General features: G+C 60.0%; 15 protein-coding genes. 3 read left to right on the top strand and 12 right to left on the bottom strand.

The window, feature by feature from the left end; all coding sequences use genetic code 11:
• The 5 genes from AC1D06_RS23780 to AC1D06_RS23760 form a co-directional block, all read right to left on the bottom strand.
• A partial coding sequence (locus tag AC1D06_RS23780) for a P-type ATPase actuator domain-containing protein (protein ID WP_477988275.1) occupies positions 1–892 on the bottom strand: 892 nt, incomplete at its 3' end.
• Positions 893–895: 3 nt separating this feature from the next.
• A complete protein-coding gene (locus AC1D06_RS23775) occupies positions 896–3,262 on the bottom strand; it encodes a phosphoketolase family protein (RefSeq protein ID WP_477988274.1) in 2,367 nt (788 codons plus the stop codon).
• A gap of 37 nt (positions 3,263–3,299) precedes the next feature.
• Complete coding sequence (locus AC1D06_RS23770) at positions 3,300–3,521, bottom strand: hypothetical protein (protein WP_477988273.1); 222 nt, start codon at positions 3,519–3,521, stop codon at positions 3,300–3,302.
• A 199-nt stretch (positions 3,522–3,720) separates the two neighbouring features.
• A complete protein-coding gene (locus tag AC1D06_RS23765; protein ID WP_477876294.1) occupies positions 3,721–4,782 on the bottom strand; it encodes a fatty acid desaturase family protein in 1,062 nt (353 codons plus the stop codon).
• A 159-nt stretch (positions 4,783–4,941) separates the two neighbouring features.
• Positions 4,942–5,349, bottom strand: a complete 408-nt coding sequence (locus AC1D06_RS23760) for a response regulator (protein ID WP_477679636.1) — start codon at positions 5,347–5,349, stop codon at positions 4,942–4,944.
• Positions 5,350–5,628: 279 nt separating this feature from the next.
• Here AC1D06_RS23760 and AC1D06_RS23755 point away from each other — a divergent pair, with 279 nt between their 5' ends.
• Positions 5,629–10,005 carry a chemotaxis protein CheB gene (locus AC1D06_RS23755; RefSeq protein WP_477988272.1) on the top strand — a complete coding sequence of 1,459 codons (4,377 nt, stop codon included), beginning with the start codon at positions 5,629–5,631 and terminating at the stop codon, positions 10,003–10,005.
• 215 nt (positions 10,006–10,220) lie between these two features.
• Positions 10,221–10,697 carry a DUF992 domain-containing protein gene (locus AC1D06_RS23750; RefSeq protein ID WP_477988270.1) on the top strand — a complete coding sequence of 159 codons (477 nt, stop codon included), beginning with the start codon at positions 10,221–10,223 and terminating at the stop codon, positions 10,695–10,697.
• 112 nt (positions 10,698–10,809) lie between these two features.
• Here AC1D06_RS23750 and hpaI read toward each other — a convergent pair whose 3' ends face one another.
• The 7 genes from hpaI to AC1D06_RS23715 form a co-directional block, all read right to left on the bottom strand.
• Entirely contained in the window at positions 10,810–11,619 is an 810-nt protein-coding gene (hpaI, locus tag AC1D06_RS23745) for a 4-hydroxy-2-oxoheptanedioate aldolase (protein ID WP_477988269.1), read from the bottom strand.
• Between the two features lie 14 nt (positions 11,620–11,633).
• Entirely contained in the window at positions 11,634–12,437 is an 804-nt protein-coding gene (gene hpaH, locus AC1D06_RS23740) for a 2-oxo-hept-4-ene-1,7-dioate hydratase (protein WP_477988267.1), read from the bottom strand.
• Positions 12,438–12,439: 2 nt separating this feature from the next.
• The gene (locus tag AC1D06_RS23735; protein WP_477988266.1) at positions 12,440–13,312 is read right to left on the bottom strand and encodes a fumarylacetoacetate hydrolase family protein; all 873 of its coding nucleotides are present in this window, start codon (positions 13,310–13,312) and stop codon (positions 12,440–12,442) included.
• 31 nt (positions 13,313–13,343) lie between these two features.
• On the bottom strand, positions 13,344–14,750 hold the full coding sequence (locus AC1D06_RS23730) for a pyridoxal phosphate-dependent decarboxylase family protein (protein WP_477988278.1): 1,407 nt from the start codon (positions 14,748–14,750) through the stop codon (positions 13,344–13,346).
• Between the two features lie 44 nt (positions 14,751–14,794).
• Positions 14,795–15,775, bottom strand: coding sequence for a 3,4-dihydroxyphenylacetate 2,3-dioxygenase (hpaD, locus tag AC1D06_RS23725; RefSeq protein ID WP_477988264.1), 981 nt, complete (start codon positions 15,773–15,775; stop codon positions 14,795–14,797).
• A 63-nt stretch (positions 15,776–15,838) separates the two neighbouring features.
• The gene (gene hpaE, locus AC1D06_RS23720) at positions 15,839–17,353 is read right to left on the bottom strand and encodes a 5-carboxymethyl-2-hydroxymuconate semialdehyde dehydrogenase (protein ID WP_477876285.1); all 1,515 of its coding nucleotides are present in this window, start codon (positions 17,351–17,353) and stop codon (positions 15,839–15,841) included.
• A gap of 65 nt (positions 17,354–17,418) precedes the next feature.
• Positions 17,419–17,811: a 5-carboxymethyl-2-hydroxymuconate isomerase gene (locus AC1D06_RS23715; protein ID WP_477988263.1), complete on the bottom strand. Its 393-nt coding sequence runs from the start codon at positions 17,809–17,811 to the stop codon at positions 17,419–17,421.
• A 132-nt stretch (positions 17,812–17,943) separates the two neighbouring features.
• Here AC1D06_RS23715 and hpaR point away from each other — a divergent pair, with 132 nt between their 5' ends.
• A complete protein-coding gene (gene hpaR / locus AC1D06_RS23710; protein WP_477876283.1) occupies positions 17,944–18,423 on the top strand; it encodes a homoprotocatechuate degradation operon regulator HpaR in 480 nt (159 codons plus the stop codon).
• Positions 18,424–18,425 lie beyond the last annotated feature (2 nt).

Here is an 18,425-nt window from a genome sequence, read left to right as displayed (position 1 = left end):
GCCCGACGGCAAGCGCCACCGAGAACAGCAACGAGTCCAGCACGGGTTGGCCGAGCAGGATCCTTGCGGCAAGAACGATGACCACCAGCGCCAGCGTCAGACGCGCGACCACCAGGCCGTACTGATGCAGATCCCGCTGAAAGGGCGAGAGCGTCTGATCTTGCGCCAACGAAGCCGCCGCCGCGCCAAACAAGGTTTGCGAGCCCGTGCCGACGACAAGCGCAAGGGCCTCACCTGTCTGCGCGACGGAGCCGCGAAAGAGGGCATTCGAGGCTTCGCCCGCGGTGGAAGCCGTAACCACGCCCTGCCGCTTTTCGACGGGATAGGGTTCGCCTGTCAACGCAGCTTCGTTTGCCGTAAACGCTGTCGCGGCGATCACCAGCCCGTCGGCTGGAATGATGTCACCCGCCCGCACGCGGATGATATCTCCAGGCACCACCTGGTCGACCTCGATCTCTGAGAACGAGCCTTGGCGCTTGACCTCGGCTTTGAGCGCGACAGAATGTCGGAGCACCTCCGCGGCCTTGACCGCGTGTCCCTCCTGTAACGTGTCCAGGCCGATGGAGATGATCAGGATCGCAACGATAATCAAGCCGCCGGTCACATCGCCGGTCGCGACCGACACGATGCCCGCGACCAGCAGGATCAGTGAAAGAGGCTCCAGCAGCCGGCGAAAGATAGCCCGGGAGACGCTATCGGTCTTTGTCGCGGCATCGCTGTTGGAGCCATACTCGGTGAGCCGGCGAGCGGCGTCGGCTGCGGTCAATCCGTCAAGTTGACAGTGAAGCGTTGCGCATAGCGCTTCGGCCGTCTGCGTCCAAAATGTCGAATTGGGCTCCAGAGAGCTGCTCTTCTGATCGGACGTCAAGACTGTTTTTGCGCGGGCTGTCATCCGTCACGCCCCCCAACGCCATTCAAGGACCTCCGGCATGTCATCGCCATGTTCGCTGATATAGAGCTTATGGCGTTCCATGGTCGCCCAATACCTTGCTCTCTCCTGTTCAACTCGACCGCCAAAGCGGGGAATTCGTTCAATCACGTCCAGTGCCAACCGATAGCGGTCCATGTCGTTCAGTACGGTCATATCGAACGGCGTCGTTGTCGTGCCTTCCTCCTTATAACCGCGCACATGGATATTGCGGTGATTGTTGCGACGGTAGGTCAGCTTATGAATCAGCGTCGGGTAGCTGTGGAAGGCAAAGATCACCGGCTTGTCCTGCGTGAACAGGGCGTCGAAAGCGCGATCTTCCAGCCCGTGCGGGTGCTCGCTCTGTGGCTGCAGAACCATGAGATCAACGACGTTGACGACGCGGATGCGGATCTCGGGGATGTATGTTCGAAGCAGGCTGACGGCAGCCAGCGTTTCCAGCGTCGGCACATCGCCGGCGCAGGCCATGACCACGTCGGTGCCGCCGTCTTCGTCATTGCTCGCCCAGTGCCAGATTCCCGCGCCTGCGGTGCAATGGCGGACCGCCTCCTCCATGCCCAGCCACTGCCAGTCAGGCTGCTTGCCGGCGACAATCACGTTGATATAGCCCCGGCTGCGCAGGCAATGGTCAGCGACGGCCAGCAGGCAGTTTGCGTCCGACGGCAAATAAATTCGGGCGAACTCGGACTTCTTGTTGGCGATGTGATCGATGAAGCCGGGATCCTGGTGGGAGAAGCCGTTGTGGTCCTGACGCCAGACATGCGAGGTGAGCAGATAGTTCAGCGATGCGATCGGTTTGCGCCATGGAATGCCCTTGCACACCTTAAGCCATTTCGCATGCTGGTTGGCCATGGAGTCGATAATGTGGATGAAGGCCTCATAGCAGGAAAACAGGCCGTGTCGGCCGGTCAACAGGTAGCCTTCAAGCCAGCCTTGGCATAGATGCTCGCTCAGCACTTCCAGAACACGACCGTCCGTGCTGAGATTGACGTCAACCTCGTCGGTGTCGGCCATCCATTCCTTGCCGGTCACCTCGAACATTGCATCCAGTCGATTGGATGCAGTTTCGTCGGGGCCGAAGAGCCGGAAGTTCTGCGCACCGAGATTGAGCGTCATCACATCGCGGAGAAAACCGCCGAGAATGCGCGTCGCTTCTGCCTTGACGGCACCAGGAGCCAGCACGGAAACCGCGTAGTCACGGAAATCAGGCATAGATAGCGGCACGAGCAAGTCCCCGCCATTGGCATGCGGATTGGACCCCATGCGCCGGTGACCCGAGGGGGCAAGGTCCGCAAATTCGTCCAGAAACCTGCCCTGCTCATCGAACAGTTCTTGCGGACGATAGCTGCGCATCCAGTCTTCGAGCTGTTTGATATGTTCGACATTCTTGAAGTCGGCGATGGGCACCTGATGGGCCCGCCATGTATTCTCCACCGGTTTGCCATCGACGAATTTCGGCCCGGTCCAACCTTTCGGCGTGCGAAAAATGATCATCGGCCAGAGTGGGCGGGTAACCGTCTGGGACTTGGGCGTCGCACGCGCCGTGCTTTGGATTGTGCGGATATTGGCCAGCACACGATCGAGCGTTTCGGCCAGCAACTGATGTACGACGGCTGGATCACTGCCCTCGACGAAATGCGGCTCGTAACCATAGCCCTCGAACAACGACGTCAGTTCCTGCCGGCTGATGCGCGCCAGAACAGTGGGGTTGGCAATCTTAAAACCATTGAGATGCAGGATGGGCAGGACGGCACCATCGCGCGCCGGATTGAGAAATTTGTTCGAATGCCAGCTGGTGGCGAGCGCACCGGTCTCGGCCTCGCCGTCGCCAACGATGCAACTGATGATCAGGTCCGGATTGTCGAAGGCCGCACCATAGGCATGAGCAAGCGAATATCCGAGTTCTCCGCCCTCATGAATCGAGCCGGGTGTTTCCGGCGAGACGTGGCTTGGGATTCCGTATGGCCAGGAGAATTGCCGGAAAAGGCGATGCAAACCGTTGCGGCTCCGCTCGATTGCCGGGTACCGCTCGGTGTACGATCCTTCAAGGTAGGCATTGGCCACCACTCCCGGACCACCGTGACCCGGCCCCATGATATAGATCATGTTCAGGTCATTCTGCTTGATCAGCCGGTTGAGGTGAACATAAAGAAAGTTCAAACCCGGCGTCGTGCCCCAATGACCGAGCAGCCGTGGTTTGATGTGGTCGATAGTAAGGGGGACGTCGAGGAGGGAGTTCTCCCGGAGATAGATTTGGCCAACGGAGAGGAAGTTCGCGGCGCGCCAATACGCGTCCATCTTGTGCAGCAATTCGGGCGGCAGAATATCAGCCATATGGGATTTCCGATGCAGGTGAGCGTGAAGGCGTAATTCAACCCGTCGCCACCTCGGAGTCGGCGTGTTCCAACGCCTCTCGGCCTGGCAACGCATCAACGGATATGCTGGAGCAAATTGGGCTGAGAACACCAGGCAGGGCTTGCCGCTCGTGTGCGTCGCTCAGATCTGGTGTTTCAGTCAGTTCTCCATAACTGCCGCGCGCGACGACGCTTCCCCGAAGCCGGTTTCCGGTGATCTCCCGGACTTGGATGATCATTTGACAATCCTTTGCGGCGCATAGCGGTCACGTGCATTCCCAGAGACTCTACAGCGTGACGCCTATATCGAGCAGGCTCGGAATTTACTCATGATGATGCCGCCGACAAGGACGTTTGCCCCGAGACGATCATCGGCAGATTGCGCCAAGTTTCTGCTGCCGCATCAACACGTCAAAGCGGCAAGCGCCGTCGCGTCGTTCATGTAAGATCGCGAAAGGTAATCATCTTCTCGTGGGTTTCATCCCAAAGCGCGAAGAACGGTGCCCTCAGAGCGTCCCACAAGCCAAGAGAAGGCACGGCTTGCAAGGCGGGGATTGCGCGATGACAGTCCTGCAGTCGATAGTTTGGAATCCGAGGATTGAGATGATGAATGTGGTGGAAGCCGATATTGCCTGTGAACCATCGCAAAACTGGCGAGAGCTTCAGGTACGATGACCCCTGCAGCGATGCGGCCGTGAAATTCCAATCGCCATCGCGTTGCCAGAGCGTCTCTTCGAACCGATGTTGAACGGCGAACAACCAGACACCGATAATTGAGGCGATCGCCAGTATTGGCAATTGGATCAGCAATACCCGCTCAAATCCAAAAGCAAAGCCCAGGCTGATGAGCAGACAAGCGATGCCTGCATTCGTCACATGCACGGATAAGCGCTCGCGACGCCAACTTCTCGGCGTATCAAATGGAATCCGATAGAGCAGCAGGAATATCAGAGGCGGCAATAGAATGCCGGTAACCAAAGGATGACGGCTTACCCGGTACAATATCCGACGGTTCGCTGGGAGGGCCTGATACTCCGAGACCGTCAGGCAGGTCGAATAGATGTCCATACCGCTATCTCGACGGTCGAGATTATTCCATGCGGCATGATGACCGGCGTGCTGATGCCGCCAATTCTCAAAAGGCGTGAACGTGATCAAGCTGCAAACGCGCCCGACCCAAAGGTTCATGGATCGCGAAGCAAAGAAGGAGCCATGACCACAGTCATGCTGGATAATGAAAAGACGAACCGTCAGGCCTGCAGCGAGTACGGCAAGTCCGGGAGTGATCCAGTGAGACAGACCGAAGCTCAGATACATAACCGCGCAAACGCCAACAAAAGCCGAGAACGTCGAGGCAAACTGCCAGGCCGCCCGCGACGAACTGGGGTCACGAAACCGGGCGACCGCATTGCGGAGCTGCACCGATTTCTGAGCTTGTCCTGGCTTCTCACCGATGTCAGCGCGTCTGTCGGAGCATGCTAACTCCGCTACAGTTTCCATGATTCAAATCCTCTTGTTTGATGGGTGCCCGCGGCCGTTCCCGCCAGCCCTGGAGCAGGTCGCACCTATTTGCGGTGACCGGCATCTCTCGAATTGGCTATGGCGTAATAAATTCCGAGCATTCTCTATCAGCGGTTTGGTGTCCGATGCAGACGGCCGTCAAATCGTCTTCGGCCGGTTTGAAAGGGCTACCTGGATGGCTTGCGCAAGCGATGCTTCGAGGAAAGGTTTCTGCAAGACGACCGCGCCCGGCGTCAGTTTGTCACCGCGAAGCCTTTCGCCGCTCATGTAGATATGCGGGATGAAACCATCCGGCAGCAGCGCTGAAACGACGTTTATGCCGCTGCCCTCGCGCAGATGAAAATCGACAAGCATGAGATCGGGTTTGTATCTGCGGGCTGCGGCCACCGCGGCGGCTTCTGTCGTTTCTATCGAACACACCTCATAGCCCATCTCGACGAGAAGGTCTTCGAGATCAAGCGAAATGAGCGGCTCGTCTTCGACGATGAGGATGCTGCGTTTCTTCGCCGCCTCAGGTCCATCGATCTCGGGAAGTGCCGGCTGCATAACGCACTCTCCTCAGTATCTGCTGACGCAGCCATCGGAGCCGACGAGGAACGTCGTCGCCTGTGGATGAACATGTTCCGCGTCGGTCGTTTTCACCAAAATTATAGTGCGGTCCGCCGGGATCGCGACAGGTTCGGAAAACACCTATATCCGGTCCTTTGAATTGACAGTGGTTGGCGAAAGGGCCATCTGTTTATTGTGGATCAAAACGCACGTCCGCCGACGGATTGCGATGTCCACAAGCCTCCCTTGGGGGAGGATGCGAAAGAGATCATTTAAATGCCAGCCAGCCGCACATCGAATGTGAAAGCGGTCAGGCCGTCGTCACGCACGGTATCTCAGAAGATGAAACACTCTCCTGACGCTGGCCGCCGTTTTCCGGTCGTTGCAATAGGGGCGTCCGCGGGCGGCCTTGACGCGCTTCGCAACCTGCTCCGCGCCATCCCCGCCGACAGCGGCATAGCCTACATCTTCGTCCAGCACCTGGCGCCTGGCCATCAAAGTCTGATTGCGGATTTGCTGGCCGGAAACACCCCGATGATAGTGACCGAAGCAAGCGACGGCACGATCATCGAACGCGAGCATCTTTATGTGATCCCCCCCGGAGCGTATTTGTCTGTCGCCGGCGGCAGGCTGCATGTGGCGAAGGCGCCTGCGCTCCACGGTGCCCGTCTGCCCTTCGATTTTCTCCTCCAGTCGCTGGCAGACGACGCCGGCTCCTGCGCGATCTGCGTGGTCCTGTCGGGAACAGGGGCTGACGGAAGCGCCGGTCTCGCCGCGATAAAGCAGAAGGGCGGCTTGGTCATCGTGCAGAATCCGCAAGATGCGGCCTATGACGGCATGCCGGGCAATGCGGTGATGACCGGGCTCGCGGATCACATCCTGGCGCTACAGGACATACCGGCTGCAATTGCCGCCTTTGTCGACACGCATGCCGAAACATCGGGCGCGGCACCGAGGCCGGCGACGACCCTGTCGGAGATCATCGAATTGCTCCGGGTGAAGACCGCCCACGATTTCACGCTCTACAAGCAGGGCACGCTGCGGCGCCGGGTCGAACGGAGAATGGGGATGAAGGAGATCGCGGCCGGCGACAAGAACCTTTACCTCGACCTGCTGCGGGCAGACCCGGATGAATGTGAACACCTTGCCAAGGACTTGCTGATCAATGTCACCTGTTTCTTTCGGGACAGCAATGTCTACGACGATCTGCGGAATAAGATCATTCCCGATCTGATCAGGGGGCGTTCTTCCGATCATGCCATACGGATCTGGATTGCCGGCTGCAGCACGGGCGAGGAAGCCTATTCCATGGCCATCCTGTTTCGCGAAGTGATGGCCGCCACGGGATCCGGCTTGAAAATTCAACTGTTTGCCTCCGACGTGGACGAGGACGCCGTTGCCGCTGCCCGCGAAGGTTTTTATTCAGCCGCGATAGAGGCCGACGTCTCGGCCGAAAGGCTGTCCAATTTCTTTTCGAAGGAAGACCTTGGCTATCGTGTTTTGCCGGAAATACGTTCGTCCATCGTCTTTACCGTGCACGATGTGCTGGCCGACCCGCCATTCTCCCGCATCGACATGGTTTCCTGCCGGAACCTGCTGATCTATCTGGAACCCGAATCGCAAGCGAAGGCCATCGCTCTTTTTCACTTCGCCCTCTGTGACGGTGGCATATTGCTGCTGGGCAGCTCGGAAACCGCAGGCAGGGTGGAAGGGCGATTTGAGACGATTTCCAAACCAGACCGCGTTTATCGACGCATTGGACATAGCCGTCCCGGCGAGATGATGTTTTCGCTGGGTGTCGATTCTGCCAGAATGCGGCCGCAATCAAGTCGCCAGCCGTATTCACCTAGACCCACCGCTCTCGCCGATCTCTGCCGACAGCTGGTTCTGGAGAATTTCGCGCCGGCCGCCATTTTGATCAACCAGAAAAATGAGTGCCTCTATTCTTTGGGGCACATCGCTCGTTATCTGGCGCTTGCACCCGGCTATCCAACTGTCGATCTTTTCGCCATGGCGCCGCAGAACCTGCACATAAAGCTGCGGTCGGCAATCCAGCGCTGCAGACAGCAGAATGAGCCTGTGATCGTCTCCGGCGGCGAAATCTCCGGCGAGAATTACAAAAGGCGCTTCGATATTCACGTTCGGCCTGTCGAAAACGAGGGGCAGAGCCTGTGCCTGATCTGCTTCGCCGATAAGCCGAAAGAGGCAAGGCGCGTGGCGACAAACGCTGCTGTCGACTCTGCCGATCTGACGCGCGTACGGGAGCTCGAGAGCGAGCTGGAAGCAACCAGAACGGAACTAAATGGAGCAATCCGCAACCTGGAGCTTTCCGGCGAGGAGCAGAAGGCTGTTAACGAGGAGGCTCTGTCGTTCAATGAGGAATATCAGTCCGCCAATGAAGAACTGTTGACCTCGAAAGAAGAATTGCAATCGTTGAACGAGGAGTTGACGGCGCTGAACGGCCAGCTTCAGGAAACGCTGGAAAGGCAGCGCACGACCTCCAATGACCTGCAGAACATTCTCTACAGCACCGCGGTCGCCACCCTTTTTCTCGACGCCGACCTCAAGATCAGGTTTTTCACACCGGCGACGAAGACGCTCTTCAACGTGATTGTCGGCGATATCGGCAGGCCCCTGGCAGATCTGAGCTCGCTTGCCGTCGACACGACGCTGCTGAGCGATGCTGCCCTCGTGCTGGCTGATCATGTTCCGCTTGAACGCAATATCGAAGCCAGGAGCGGCCTGTGGTATATGCGTCGCATCATGCCCTATCTGGATGAGGATCGAGCCGTCGAAGGTGTCGTGATCACCTTTGTCGATGTCAGCGAATTGCGGCGGACGTCCGAGGCCCTCCAGGAAGCCAAACGTCAGGCGGAGGCAGCCAATGCGGCAAAATCACGCTTTCTCGCCGCCGCAAGCCACGATTTGCGTCAGCCGCTGCAAACGATAAGCCTGCTGCAAAGCCTGCTGGTTCGAAGAGTGAAGGAAGACGGTGCGCGGGCGTTGCTCGTCAGGCTCGACGGAGTCCTCGGCACGATGTCGGGCATGCTGAACGATCTGCTCGACATCAATGAGATCGAGGCGGGCAAGGTCACCGCGGAGATGGGCAACATTCCCATTCAGTCGCTGTTTGCCAAGTTGCGGGGCGAACTGACGCTGACCGCCAATGCAAAAGGACTGGATCTCCGGGTCGTCGACAGCAGTCTTGTGGTTCACACAGACCCGCATCTGCTGGAGCAGATGGTACGCAACCTGATGTCGAATGCCTTCAAATTTACCAAGACTGGCAAGGTTCTGCTGGGATGCCGCCGGCATGGCGATATCGTCAGCGTCGAAGTCTGGGATACAGGCATCGGCATCGCCGAAGCAGAACTACAGGCGATATTCAACGAATACCACCAGATCGACAACGACGCGCGCGAACGCAGCAAAGGTCTGGGCTTGGGCCTGTCGATCGTCAAGAGGCTCGGCGGCTTGCTCGGCCACCAGATCCAAGTCCGGTCGCGGCAATCGAAGGGATCGGTGTTTGCCATCGAAGTCGGTCGGGTAATATCCGATATGCAGGAGCCTGTGGAACAACGCATTTCACCGACGGCATCGATTGCGCATCCCACCACGCGTTCCGCCACGATCCTTGTTATCGAGGACGATCCCGAGATACGCGACCTGCTGCAGCAACTCCTCACCGATGAAGGCCACGTGGTGTTGGCGGCCGCCAATGGCCCTGCGGCGCTCAAGCTCATGAGAATGCAGGTGAAAACGACGGATCTTATCATCTCAGACTACAATTTGCCGAGCGGGATGAACGGAGCACAGGCGATAAGAGAAATACGCAACGTGAGAGGCGACGAAATTCCCGCCATCATCCTCACAGGCGATATTTCGACCAGGACAGTTGCAGATCTATCCAGCAAGCATCTGATCCGGTTGAGCAAACCTGTCAAACCCGATGAGGTCATGAATGCGATCGCTCAATTGTTGGCGTTACCAATCGTAAAACCGGCGGCTTTGGACGTCGACGTCCCGGAGAGAACGGTCACGATCGGCCAATCGGTGATTTTCGTGATCGACGACGATGAAGAACTGCGCGCGGCATTGTGCCTCGTGCTTGAAAAACATGGTCTTTCCACGCAGTCTTTTGCCAGCAGCGAAGCGTTTCTGAGAAGGATGCCTCACGATCAAGACGGATGCCTACTGGTCGATGCCTACCTTCCAGGCATGAACGGGGTCGAACTCCTACAAAATCTCAAGCAGTCCGGCAACAGGATGCCGGCGATCATGATCACCGGCAGCAGCGATGTGCAGATGGCGGTCAACGCCATGAAGGCCGGCGCGGCCGACTTCATCGAAAAGCCGATTTCCGATTCCCACCTGCTGGAAATCATCGAGCGTGCGCTGGCGCATTCCCATGATGTCGCGAACCGCAGCCTGTGGACTGCCAAGGCCGTCAGACAGATCGCGTCCCTGACCGTCCGTCAAAGGCAGATCATGGAACTCGTCCTTGCGGGACATCCCAGCAAGAATATCGCCGCCGACCTTCATATTAGCCAGCGCACGGTCGAAAACCACCGCGCGTCGATCATGGCGAAAACCGGTTCGAAATCCCTGCCTGCGCTGGCGCGCCTCGCTGTGGCGGCCGCAGAGGCCGCATAGAACGGCGCCATTCGGGATTTCGGCGCCATCGCTGAGTATTTTCCGAAGCTTCATGTCCAGCCCGCAATGGAATAAAAACATGCAATGCACTGGACTCATTCTCGTGCGTGACCTCGGTTGCCGTCGATCTCGTAAAACGCACCACTGAACGACACTGCCGGTGGCGTGCGAGATCGCTTTCAATGTGTCGGCAAATCCCATTTCAGGAGAGCATTATGAAACTTCGCGCAATCGCCCTGTCGACCGCCCTGCTCGCAATCGCGGCAGGCGAAAATTCAGCATATGCCGCACAGAACGTGAAGGTGGGAGCGCTGCGTTGCGACATCGCCGCCGGTCTCGGCCTTATCATCGCGTCCAGGAAGGAAATACAGTGTAACTTTGTATCCACTCAAGGTCGCGCCGAAAAGTACTACGGTGTGATAGAGAAACTTGGGATCGATATTGGCGCCACCAACGGCGGCGTTCTCGCCTGGAACGTCTTCGCACCAATCGCCGGAATGAAACGCCATGCACTTGCGGGAAAATATGCCGGCGCCGATGCATCGGCATCCCTCGGCGTCGGGTTGGGAGCAAACATCCTTCTCGGCGGTTCGAAACGCTCCTTTGCACTGCAGCCCATATCGCTCGAACTTCAGTCGGGCGTGGCCCTGGCGGCCGGCGTCACCTCGCTGACGCTGCGTTCCGATAAATAATGGCCACGAGGTCGACTTGCCAAACGCCGCCGCGAACCCGCCGTCCGCATTCTGGACGCAACGCGTCGTCGGTGCCGGTCCGGATCCTGTCGCCCGCACCGAATGAGCCGCATCAATAGACCTTGCCGGCAGTGGTGGGATCGGCCGTCGTCTTGCCCATGTTGAAATCGGCAATCAGTTTCGTCGTCGCATTGACCAGCAATCCGACATCGGAGCCGATGCCGACGAAGCCTGCACCCATCTCGACATAGCGGCGGGCCAGCGTCTGGTCCGCCGTGAGGATGCCTGATGCCTTACCGTGGGATTGGATGCGCGTCAACGCATCCTCGACGGCAGCCTGCACCTCCGGTGCGCCCGGTCTGCCAAGGAAACCCATGTCGGCGGCGAGGTCGGCAGGGCCGACAAAGACACCGTCGACGCCATCGGTCGAGGCGATCGCATCGAGATTGGCGAGCCCTGCCCGGCTTTCGATCTGCAACAGCAGGCAGATCTCGTCATTGGCCGTCTGCAGATAGTCCGGAATGCGGTTGAAGCCGGAAGCGCGCGCCAGCGAGGCGCCGACGCCGCGGATGCCGTGCGGCGGATAGCGCACGGCGCGGACCATGGCTTCGGCCTGCTCCTTCGTCTCGACCATGGGCACGAGGATCGTCTGCGCGCCGATGTCGAGGATCTGCTTGATGATCCAGCCCTCGCCGATCGGCGGCCGCACGATCGGATGGACCGGGTATTTCGACATGCCCTGCAACTGCGCCACCAGCGTCTGGATGTCATTGGGCGCATGTTCGGCGTCGAGCAGCAGCCAGTCATAGCCGGCACCGGCGCAGATTTCCGCCGTATAGGGACTGGTCAAGGCTACCCAGAGACCAATCTGGGCCTTGCCCTGTTTGAGGGCGGCCTTGAACGTGTTCTTCGGTGCAGGCATCGGCGGATTCCGGATTACTTGAAGAAGCAGGAGATCGTGCCATAAGGCCCGAAATCGGCATTGATCGTGTCGCCATGACGCGCCTCGACCGGGCGGATGAACGAGCCGGCGAGCACGACCTGCCCCGCCGCGATCCCGTCGCCATACTGCGCCAGACGGTTGGCAAGCCAGGCAATGCCGCGTGCCGGATGGTTGAGCACGCCGGCACCCAGGCCCGTCTCCTCGACCTCGGCGTTGCGGCTGACGATGGCGCCCATCCAGCGCATGTCGACCGTATCGGGCCGCATCTGCCGGCCGCCGATGACGATGCCGGCATTGGCGGCATTGTCGGAGATGGTATCGACGATGGTGCGCGCCTTCTTGGTCTCCAAATCGACGCGCAGGATGCGGGTGTCGAGGATTTCCAGCGCCGGCGTCACATAATCGGTGGCATTGAGCACGTCGAAGACGGTGACACCCGGCCCCCTCAACGGCGCCTTCATCACGAAGGCGATTTCTGCCTCGATGCGCGGCTGGATGAACCGGTCTTGCGGGATGACCGCGCCATCCTCGAACCACATGTCGTCGAACAGAACGCCGGAATCGGGGATGTCGATGTTGAGTGCATATTGCATCGCCTTCGATGTCAGCCCGATCTTCCAGCCGATCACCTTGCGGCCGGCGGCGATCTTCTTCTTCACCCAGGCATCCTGGATCGCATAGGCATCATCCATCGTGGCGCCGGGATGCCGAAGCGAGATGAGGCCGGTCTGGGTCCTGGTCTTCTCGGCAGTGTCGAGCCGTTCGGCAGCCTGTCTTACCTCTTCCGCTGTCAGCATGATCAAACCTCGTCGGCCACGGTGTTGCGCAAGAGGCCGATGCCGTCGGCCTCGACTTCGATGACATCGCCGGGCTTCAGCCAGATCGGCGGCTCGAAGCGGGCGCCGGCGCCGGTCGGCGTGCCGGTGACGATGACGTCGCCTGGCACCAGTGTGGTGAAGGTCGAGATATAGTTGATGATCTTGCGGAAGGAGAAAATCATCCGGCTGGTCCGGTCCTGCTGGCGCACTTCGCCGTTGACGCGCGTGGTGAGCTGGATATCGGCCAGTTGCGCCTCGTCGGTAAACGGCACCAGCCATGGGCCGATCGAGCCGGTGCGGTCGAAATTCTTGCCCTGGGTGACGTTGAACTTGGCGTGCCGCACCCAGTCGCGGATCGTGCCTTCGTTGCAGAGCGACAGCGCCGCGATGTGATCGAGCGCCTGCGCTTCGGCAATGCGCCGGCCACCCTTGCCGATAACGATGACGATCTCGCCTTCATAGTCAAGCTGCGGGCTTTCCGGCGGCCGGATCAGCGGCTGGTCATGGCCAGTGAACGAGCGCGGAAAGCGGATGAACAGTGACGGATTGGAGGGTGCGGCCTGCCCGTCCTTGTATTCCTCGTTGCGATCGGGAAAATTGACGCCGACGCAGATCAGCTTTTCCGGCGCCGGAATGGGGATTTCATAGCGGATGTCGTCGAGCGAAAAATCCGGCCCCAGCGCTGAAGCCTCATCCGCCAGCCGGACCAGTTCCCCAGCCTCGATCACCTCGCGCAAGGTCGGCCATTGCGCCCCATAACGGGCTGCAAGATCGACAATGCCGCCATCTTTGACCAGCCCGTATTTGAGCGTGCCAGCGTGAGAAAACGCGGCAAAACGTGGCCGTTCGTTCATATCCGTCTCCTGATCTTCACGCTTGCGCGTCTTATTTTAGCGTGCGGGCGATCTCTGTGATGACCGCAAAGGCGGCCTCCGCATCGTCGCGCGTCATGTCGAACTGTCCCGCCTGGAAACGGATCGCGATCCGCCCGTCGACGCGGGTCTGGGTGAGGTAGATGCGCCCGTCGTCGTTGATCGCATTGACCAGCCGGATATTGTGCTGATCCGCATCGTCCTCGCCCTGGTGGCGGAAGGAGAAGAGCGACAGGACGGGGGCGCTGACGATCTCGAAATCCGGCTCCGCAGCCAGCCTCTCTGCCAGCTCAACGGACCAGGCGACGTGATTGCGGATCATGGCGCGCAACCCTTCGAGCCCGTGATAGCGCAGCAGAAACCAGATCTTCAGCGCCCTGAAGCGGCGGCCGAGCGGCACGGACCATTCGGAATAGTTGATGATGCCGTCATGGCCATGGGTTTTCAGATATTCCGGCTGGATTGCCAGCGTGCGGACCTGTTCCTCCGGATTGCGGATGAACTGCACCGAGCAATCGAACTGGGCGCCGAGCCATTTGTGCGGATTGAAGACGATCGAGTCGGCTTCCTCCACGCCCTGCCAGAGGGTGCGGAATTCAGGGCAGATCATTGCCGAGCCTGCCCAGGCGGCATCGACATGCAGATAGAGGCCATATTTCTTCGCCACGGCGGCGACGTCTGCGATTGGGTCGCAGGCGCCGATCGAGGTGCCGCCGGTACAGGCGATGATGCCTGCCGGGATCAGGCCTGCCGCGCGGTCGGCGGCGATGGCCGCGTCCAGCGCCTCCGGATCCATGCCGTTCAGCGGCCCCTTGGTCGCAATCCTGACGAGATTGGCCTCGCCGATACCGGAAATCCAGATTGCCCGGTCGATCGAGGTATGCACCTGCTTGGACGCATAGACACGCACGGCGGGATGCGCCGCCAATCCGTCCTGGTTCCCCTTCCAGCCTAGCGCCCGCTCGCGCATGACGAGGACGGCCGCGAGCGTCGCGGTGGACGCCGAATCCTGGATCACGCCGGAGAAGCCATCCGGCAGGCCAAGCCCCTGGCGCAGCCAATCGACGACGCGGGTTTCGAGCTCGGTCGCCGCCGGAGAGGTCTGCCAGAGCATGCATTGCGCGGCGATGGACGTCACCAGATAGTCCGCGATCACCGACACGGGCGCGGCATTGGCGGGAAAATAGGCGAAGAAGCGCGGATGCTGCCAATGGGTGAGCCCATCGGGGATGATCCGCTCGAAATCGGCAAAGATCGCTTCCATCGGCTCACCGGCCTCCGGCACGACCTCGCCGATCTGCTTGATGATGTCGCCCGGCTTGGTCCGGGCGCGCACAGGGCGCTCCCGCAATCCGTTGCGATAATCGACACCCCAATCGGCGGCCTTTTGCGACCAATGCCTGAATTCTTCGCTGTCCATTGCCATGCTTTCGTGATCTCGTTTTTCCGCCTCGCGACCGTCGGTTACGGCGCGACGATCGGCTGAGACTTTAGCACGGAATCGACCACGTCGGTGCCGGCAAACGTGCTGCCTTCCTCGAACCAGGATCTTGGCGCCGGCGCACCCCAGAGCGTCTGGCGCTGCGGGTCCTTGAGGTCCCATTTGATCGGCTCGAGATCTGGATCGACCGTCTGGTAGTCCGAGCAATAGATCTCGATACGGTGGCCGTCGGGATCGCGGATATAGAGGAAGAAGGCGTTGGAAATGCCGTGCCGGCCGGGGCCGCGCTCGATATTGGCAAGCCAGCCGGTGGTCGACATCAGGTCGAGCAGATCGATGATGTTGAGCGGCGTCGGCACCCAGAAGGCGGTGTGATGCAGGCGCGGACCGCGGCCATTGGTAAACGCGATATCGTGCACGCCGCCCTTGCGGTGCGTCCAGGCGGCCCAGAGGCGGCCCGTCTCTTCATCGGCGGTATATTCCGTCACCCGGAAGCCGATCTCATTATAGAAGGCAACGCTCTCGTCGACATTGGGCGAGAAGCAGTTGAAATGGTCGATGCGCAGCGGCTTGACGCCCCTATAGAGCGCATATTTCTGGTGGATCGGCGGCAGCCGGTCCATGGTCGCATAGAATTCCAGCGGAATGCCATGCGGATCGCGGGTGCGGAAGGTGCGCGACTGATAGGGCCGCTCGACCCATTCGACCGGCAGGTCTTTGCCCCTAAAGAAATGTTCGGCCTTGTCGAGATCCTCCTCCGAAAACACCTTGAAGCCGAGGTCGCGGGCTTCGGCAGTGGCGGATTTCCTTAGCACGATGCAGTGGTGGCCGCGCTCTTCCATCGCCCGGAGATAGATCGCTTCGCCGGTCTCGTCGGTCACCTGCAGGCCGAGTGTATCGACATAGAAGGCGCGCGACTTGGCGAGATCAGTAACGGCGAGCTCGACATGGCTAAGCCGCACGATGTTGAAGGGCGGATAGAGATTGGGTTTCGGCAGGGGCATTCATTCCTCCTCGGAGCCTGTCTCGGCAGGCAAATCTGTGAGAATGCGGCGGGGGCGACGCCCTCAGCCGCCGAGTTTCTGGATGGCGTGGGGCGCGGTGGCGAAGGCGATGTTCTTGGTTTCCATGTAGAAATCGAACGACCAGTCGCCGCCGTCACGGCCGATGCCGGAATTCTTGACGCCGCCGAACGGCGCCGGCAGATGCCGGACATTTTCCGAATTCACCCAGATCATGCCGGCATCGAGCGCGTCGGTGAAACGGAAGGCGCGGGTGACATCAGACGTCCAGAGATAACCGGTCAGGCCGTATTGGACGTCATTGGCAAGTGCCAGCGCTTCGGCTTCGTCCTTGAAAGGAATGGCGGTCAGCACCGGCCCGAAGATCTCTTCCTGGGCGATGCGCATCTGGTTGTTGGCGCCGGTGAACAGCGTCGGCGAGACATAGCAACCACCACCAGGGCCGGCGAATTTCTCGCCGCCGGCAGCAACCGTCGCACCTTCGCCTTTGCCGATCGCGATATATTCGAGCACCTTCTTCTCATGCACCGGATGGATCAGCGGGCCGATCACCGTCTCGGGATCGAGCGGATGGCCGATCTTGATGCGCTTGGCTTTTTCCGCCACCAGGGCGGTGAACTTGTCGTAGACGCTCTCTTCGACCAGCAGCCGCGAGGACGAGGTGCAGCGCTCGCCGTTGAGCGAATAGATCATGAAGACGGCGGCATCGGCGGCACGTTCGAGATCGGCATCGGCAAAGACGATCACCGGATTCTTGCCGCCAAGTTCGAAATGCACGCGCTTCAGCGTATCTGCCCCCTGCTTCATGATCATCGAGCCGGTGCGGCTTTCGCCGACAAAGCCGATCGCCTTGATGTCACGATGTTCGGTGAGCGCCTTGCCGGCATCCTCGCCAAAACCGTTGACAAGGTTCCAGACACCTTTCGGCAGGCCGGCCTCTTCGGCGATCTCGACCAGCAGGCGTGCCGTCAGCGGCGAGAATTCCGCCGGCTTGTGGACGATGGTGCAGCCGGCGGCGAGCGCCGGCGCGATCTTCCAGGTCGACAGCATGAACGGCGTGTTCCATGGCGTGATGATGCCAACAGGCCCAATCGGCACGCGTGTCGTCATGTTGACCTGGCCCGGACCACGCAGCGTCCTGCCGTCGCGCGCTTCCGGCGCGCGATCGGCAAAGAAGCGGAAATTCTCGGCGCCGCGCAGGGCTGCCTTGGCCATGAATTTCAGCGATTGGCCGGTATCCATGCATTCGACGAAGGCGATTTCTTCGGCACGGGCGACGATGGCGTCGGCGATCTTGTGCAGCAGCTTCTTGCGCGCGGTACCATCCATGGCCGCCCAGGCCGGAAAGGCCGCCTTGGCTGCCTTGACGGCACGATCGATATCCTCGGCCTTGCCACGTGCCACCTTGGCCAGCGGCTTGAGATCGACAGGCGAGATCGTCTCGAATGTCGAGCCATCGACGGCCGCGACATCCTCGCCGCCGATGCGGTTCAGCACGCCGCTTTCGAAACGGGCGAGATAGGCCTTGGCCTTTTCCAGGTTTTCTTCGAACTTCGACATGCAGTCTCCATCAGGCGGTGCGCCGCAATGCGAGCGCAGGATTGGGTCTCGGATAGCAGATGGGCTCAGGCGCCTTGCGCCCTGAGCCGGGGGTGAATGGCGTTCTTCTTCCAGCTCAAATCCGGATCGATCTCGCGAACCTCCAGCGTCAGCGCGAAATGCGGCGTCTGGAACAGGTCGGAGAGAAAGTCGGTGACCGTCGCGAAAATTGCTTCGCCCGTGGCCTTGCGCTCTTCGAAGGAACGGCCCTGGCCGATGCGGAAGGACATGTCGATGAAGGCATTTTCCGGCAGGAGATCGGCGACTGCATAGGACTCGCAGCGGATCGCCCGCACGCGCACCGCCCCCAGCTCAAACAGGCCGGTCTTCATGATCGTCGCATGCACGGCGCGGCAGAGACCGTCAAAGTCAACCTGGTTATCCAGGTTTGCCGAATATTCCATGGTGAAGTGCGGCATCGTTCCTCCCGTACCTCTTCCTTGTTATATTTAACATGTTAAACATATCTCTTGCCGTGTCAAGCCATTTTCGTCATCATCGGCACACACCGCCAATTGCAAAATCCCGGCAAATGGACCATAGAACCGCTCATGACCGACCGCCCCGCCGCCAAGCCCAAACTTCAGCAAGACGCACTTCTGCCCCGCAACACCCGCCGCTCGCTGCCGATCGCGCTGCTCAGGGCGCGTGAAGCGGTGATGGGCCATTTCCGCCCGATGCTGGCGGCGCATGACATCACCGAGCAGCAATGGCGGGTGATCCGCATTCTCGCCGAGGCCGGCATGGTTGATGCGTCCGAAATGGCCGACCGCGCCTTCATCCTGGCGCCGAGCCTCACCCGCATCATCCGCTCGCTCGAAGAGCGCGGCATCATCACCAAGGCCAAGGACGACAATGACGGCCGCCGGGTGCTGCTGCAAATCACCGCCGCCGGCCTCGCCATCATCGAGGAAGTGGCGCCGGAAAGCCGGCTGATCTACGACCGGCTCGAAAAGCATTTCAGCCGCGAGAAGATCGAGCTGCTGCTCGACATGCTCGACGAGGTCGCGACCTTCAACGAGAGCAAGTGAGC

Source organism: Rhizobium sp. P2_G2, from assembly GCF_056403555.1.
Note: the sequence above shows the minus strand (reverse complement) of the source record. Positions and strands in the feature narration are given on the sequence as shown.

Excerpts from the sequence above, each read along its gene's own strand:
- hpaD (WP_477988264.1), bottom strand. The coding sequence starts at position 15,775 with ATGCCCCTGCCGAAACCCAATCTCTATCCGCCCTTCAACATCGTGCGG.
- AC1D06_RS23735 (WP_477988266.1), bottom strand. The coding sequence starts at position 13,312 with ATGAACGAACGGCCACGTTTTGCCGCGTTTTCTCACGCTGGCACGCTC.
- AC1D06_RS23760 (WP_477679636.1), bottom strand. The coding sequence starts at position 5,349 with ATGCAGCCGGCACTTCCCGAGATCGATGGACCTGAGGCGGCGAAGAAA.
- hpaH (WP_477988267.1), bottom strand. The coding sequence starts at position 12,437 with ATGCTGACAGCGGAAGAGGTAAGACAGGCTGCCGAACGGCTCGACACT.
- AC1D06_RS23750 (WP_477988270.1), top strand. The coding sequence starts at position 10,221 with ATGAAACTTCGCGCAATCGCCCTGTCGACCGCCCTGCTCGCAATCGCG.
- hpaI (WP_477988269.1), bottom strand. The coding sequence starts at position 11,619 with ATGCCTGCACCGAAGAACACGTTCAAGGCCGCCCTCAAACAGGGCAAG.
- AC1D06_RS23770 (WP_477988273.1), bottom strand. The coding sequence starts at position 3,521 with ATGATCATCCAAGTCCGGGAGATCACCGGAAACCGGCTTCGGGGAAGC.
- AC1D06_RS23730 (WP_477988278.1), bottom strand. The coding sequence starts at position 14,750 with ATGGACAGCGAAGAATTCAGGCATTGGTCGCAAAAGGCCGCCGATTGG.
- AC1D06_RS23715 (WP_477988263.1), bottom strand. The coding sequence starts at position 17,811 with ATGCCGCACTTCACCATGGAATATTCGGCAAACCTGGATAACCAGGTT.
- AC1D06_RS23765 (WP_477876294.1), bottom strand. The coding sequence starts at position 4,782 with ATGGAAACTGTAGCGGAGTTAGCATGCTCCGACAGACGCGCTGACATC.
- hpaE (WP_477876285.1), bottom strand. The coding sequence starts at position 17,353 with ATGTCGAAGTTCGAAGAAAACCTGGAAAAGGCCAAGGCCTATCTCGCC.
- hpaR (WP_477876283.1), top strand. The coding sequence starts at position 17,944 with ATGACCGACCGCCCCGCCGCCAAGCCCAAACTTCAGCAAGACGCACTT.
- AC1D06_RS23755 (WP_477988272.1), top strand. The coding sequence starts at position 5,629 with ATGCCAGCCAGCCGCACATCGAATGTGAAAGCGGTCAGGCCGTCGTCA.
- AC1D06_RS23775 (WP_477988274.1), bottom strand. The coding sequence starts at position 3,262 with ATGGCTGATATTCTGCCGCCCGAATTGCTGCACAAGATGGACGCGTAT.